The following is a 3,308-nucleotide window of genomic DNA, read 5'->3' as shown; positions in this document are numbered from 1 at the left end:
AAAAAACAAGATTTTCAATAAGTTGCTTATAATCCTAATTATAGTTAGCCTTTCATAAGTAGCGATGCAACAAAGCCCACTGGGATCCAGTTTTTCGTATAATTTTGTCAAAATCTATTGTGCTAGCAAGTTCACTAGCGTCACGCGCTGGTCTGTTAGACATTTACGTGTAGGGTGAAGAAATTTTGAAAAAGACATACCAAATATGAAAGGCCTATATATTAAAACTTACGGCTGTCAGATGAACGTTTATGACTCCGTTTTAATGGAAAATGTAATTAAACCTTTGGGGTTCAACGTTGTTAGTGATGCAGGGAAAGCCGATTTAGTGATACTGAATACTTGTCACATTAGAGAGAAGGCAGCAGAAAAACTTTACTCAGAGCTTGGGAAGATTCATTCGTTACGAAAAGAAATGACTATAGTGGTGGCTGGGTGTGTAGCGCAAGCAGAGGGAGAAGAAGTGTTCAGAAGGGCTCCTTTTGTTGATATTGTTGTTGGTCCGCAGAGTATCGCTACCTTACCGGAGCTGATAGTCAAAGCAAGCAGAAGTAAAGGTCATGTAATAAACACTGATTTTCCTGAAGTTGCAAAGTTTGATAAATTGCCAGATGAATGCTATGGCAATAGCCAGGGGTCTTCTGCGTTTCTTGCCATACAAGAGGGTTGTGATAAATTTTGTACGTTTTGTGTAGTGCCCTATACTCGTGGAGCTGAGTATTCACGGCCAGTGAATGAAATATTTCGTGAAGCATTGAAATTAGTTGCAAATGGGGCAAATGAGATCAATTTGCTTGGTCAGAACGTCAATGCTTACCATGGGGAGTGCGAAGGGGAAGTGTGGGATTTAGGAAAATTAATTAGTCATATTGCTAAAATTGAAAAGCTAGAGAGGATTCGTTATACAACTTCTCATCCAAGAGATATGCATGAATCTCTCTACTTGGCGCATGCGGAAGAGCCAAAGCTCATGCCGTTTGTTCACCTGCCTGTGCAGTCTGGTTCGAATAAAATATTGCACGCGATGAACAGGAAACACACTGCAGAGGAGTATTTGGAAATAATAGACAGATTTCGCAAATTGAAACCTGAAATCGAATTTTCTTCTGATTTTATTGTTGGTTTTCCTGGAGAAACCGAAAAAGATTTTGAAGAAACTATGAAATTAGTAGAAAAAGTTAGATATGCTCAGGCTTATAGTTTTAAATACAGCCCAAGACTAGGCACACCGGGAGCGGAAAGAAAAGATCAAGTACCAGAAGAGGTTAAAACAGAGCGCCTTCTTCGTTTACAGAAATTAATTAGTAAGCAACAACTTGAGTTTAACCAGAGTATGGTAGGCAAAACTATACCTGTTCTATTTAGCGATAAAAAAGGTAAACACCAAAACCAAATTATTGGTAAAAGCCCATATATGCAATCAGTGTGCATTGATGATCCTGAAGATAAATACAGGGACAAAATAGTAAATGTGAAAGTGTTGGAAGCTCGGCAGAGTAGTTTGCTGGGGTGTGCATTTCACTGATTTTAAGCAGCGTTAAATATAAGTCTTAAGCAAAGAGTATTGAAAAAATGCAATCATAATCTTTTTCAAAAGTTACAAAGTTTAATTGCTACCTCTGCTGAACGGGTACCTTAAACCTACAAATTTGAGCTTACCTATATCAATTTTTTGTACAAGATGAGTTAGTAACAACTTTATGTATAAAATTGAAGAAGAATAAAAATACAATAACGAGCATTAAATTAAATATTCCCACCTTTAAAAAACCCTCTTTATATATTTCTAAAGATTCTAAATAATTTATTTTACCATTTACTGAAGGAACTGACATAAATTTTGATATTGCAACTCCGGCTAGGTTAGAAAACGCTAATGATAGCATTACTATACCCATCACTACTCCTCTAAGGTTTTTGGGGGCTAGTGTAGTTGCTTGTTCTTGGACTAATGGAGCAATACATAATTCTCCCAGTCCCATAAAGGAGATAGCAATTATTAAATATAAGTATTCTACTTTACCTTCAATGTTAGAGTTTAAACATCCTATGTACAGTGTGAAAAAACACATAGCCATTGTCAGAAGGCCAAGGGTAAACATGGAAGTTGCATATTTTTGCTTAAACTTCATGTATGTTCCAAAAAGAAAGCCAAATATTATAATTGACAAAGGATTTATGGCTTGAGAAACTGAAGCTGGAATTGTTATACCTAATACATTGTTAATAACGTTTCTTTCGGTGAATAAGTTAACCAAAGAGCCAAGCTGCATTTCTAAAGCAAAAAAACACAAGAAAAATACCACAAGAATAGATAATGCCACTAATCTTCGTCTTTGTTCTGCTGATAACTTAGATATTATATAAATAAATATGCCCAGAGCTGTTATTCCAACAAATATGAGCATATTAGTAAAAAATTCACTATGTATAAGCATTTTAGCAAGTATTGATGATGACAGAAAGCTTCCTATCAATACTATACCAAAAATTTTAATCCCTAATATGCGCTTATTCATAAGCTCTGGATAAGGAGAAAGGCCGCTATCTCCTAAAAGATTCTGAAATTTGAGAAAAAAGATTAGCCCTATAGACATCCCAATACCAGCTAAACCAAAGCCGTAGTGCCAGCCAAACAAGTGGGCTACATAACCACATGAAATAGAAGCCAATATTGCTCCAATATTCACGCTTACGTAAAATAAAGTAAAGCCTCTGCTACGTTCAGGATCGTCTTTGCCATAGCATGAACCAAGTAAGTTAGTTGCGTTTCCTTTAAACATACCAGTACCTATGGCTATTAAAGATAAACCTAAATATAAAAAACCTGGTTCAAACTTAACCAATGACATGCAAGCATGACCTGCTATCATCACTATCCCTCCAAGCAATACCATGTTGCGGAATCCCATCAACTTATCAGCTAAAAAACCTCCAAGTATTGGTATAGCATAACCTGTTGCAGCAAATAATGAGTAAACAGTAAAGGCCCTCTCATCAGTGAAACCTAAGTGAGAAGTCAAAAATAGGACCAAAAGTGCCCTCATTCCATAGTAAGAGAAACGTTCCCACATTTCAACAAAGCACAACATTTTTAAATATTGTGGAAACTTATCTGCCTTCTGATCCATAAAATACCTCTAAAGCTTGAGTTAACATTAAGTAAAACAATAAAAACTGCAAGTAAAATTAAAAAAAAAGTATTAGAAGCTTGGCAAAGTATAGCATTTCTCATAATAGTCCAAACAGGTCATAGGAAGGAAGAATCAACAGCACGACGAAAGGATTCGAATAGAGGAATGTTTTTC

Annotated in this window: 3 protein-coding genes; 2 read left to right on the top strand and 1 reads right to left on the bottom strand. The window is 35.9% G+C overall.

The annotated features are described in order from the left end of the window. Positions 1-205: 205 nt before the first annotated feature. Positions 206-1,525 carry a tRNA (N6-isopentenyl adenosine(37)-C2)-methylthiotransferase MiaB gene (gene miaB, locus OZD66_RS01940; RefSeq protein WP_182367369.1) on the top strand — a complete coding sequence of 440 codons (1,320 nt, stop codon included), beginning with the start codon at positions 206-208 and terminating at the stop codon, positions 1,523-1,525. A gap of 139 nt (positions 1,526-1,664) precedes the next feature. Here the strand turns inward: miaB and OZD66_RS01935 are convergent, their stop codons facing one another. After that, positions 1,665-3,131: a peptide MFS transporter gene (locus OZD66_RS01935; RefSeq protein WP_182367371.1), complete on the bottom strand. Its 1,467-nt coding sequence runs from the start codon at positions 3,129-3,131 to the stop codon at positions 1,665-1,667. Here OZD66_RS01935 and OZD66_RS01930 point away from each other — a divergent pair. Next, positions 3,102-3,308: hypothetical protein (locus OZD66_RS01930; RefSeq protein ID WP_275022060.1), on the top strand; the 207-nt coding region annotated here is incomplete at its 3' end. The genes OZD66_RS01935 and OZD66_RS01930 overlap by 30 nt on opposite strands.

The sequence above is a fragment of the Wolbachia endosymbiont of Drosophila baimaii genome, from assembly GCF_028982185.1.
In the GTDB taxonomy this organism is placed as follows: Bacteria; Pseudomonadota; Alphaproteobacteria; order Rickettsiales; family Anaplasmataceae; genus Wolbachia; species Wolbachia pipientis.
The sequence above is the reverse complement of the archived record's forward strand: the minus strand, read 5'-3'. Positions and strand labels throughout refer to the sequence as shown.

Coding starts and splice junctions, on each gene's coding strand:
- miaB (WP_182367369.1), top strand. CDS start 206: ATGAAAGGCCTATATATTAAAACTTACGGCTGTCAGATGAACGTTTAT.
- OZD66_RS01935 (WP_182367371.1), bottom strand. CDS start 3,131: ATGGATCAGAAGGCAGATAAGTTTCCACAATATTTAAAAATGTTGTGC.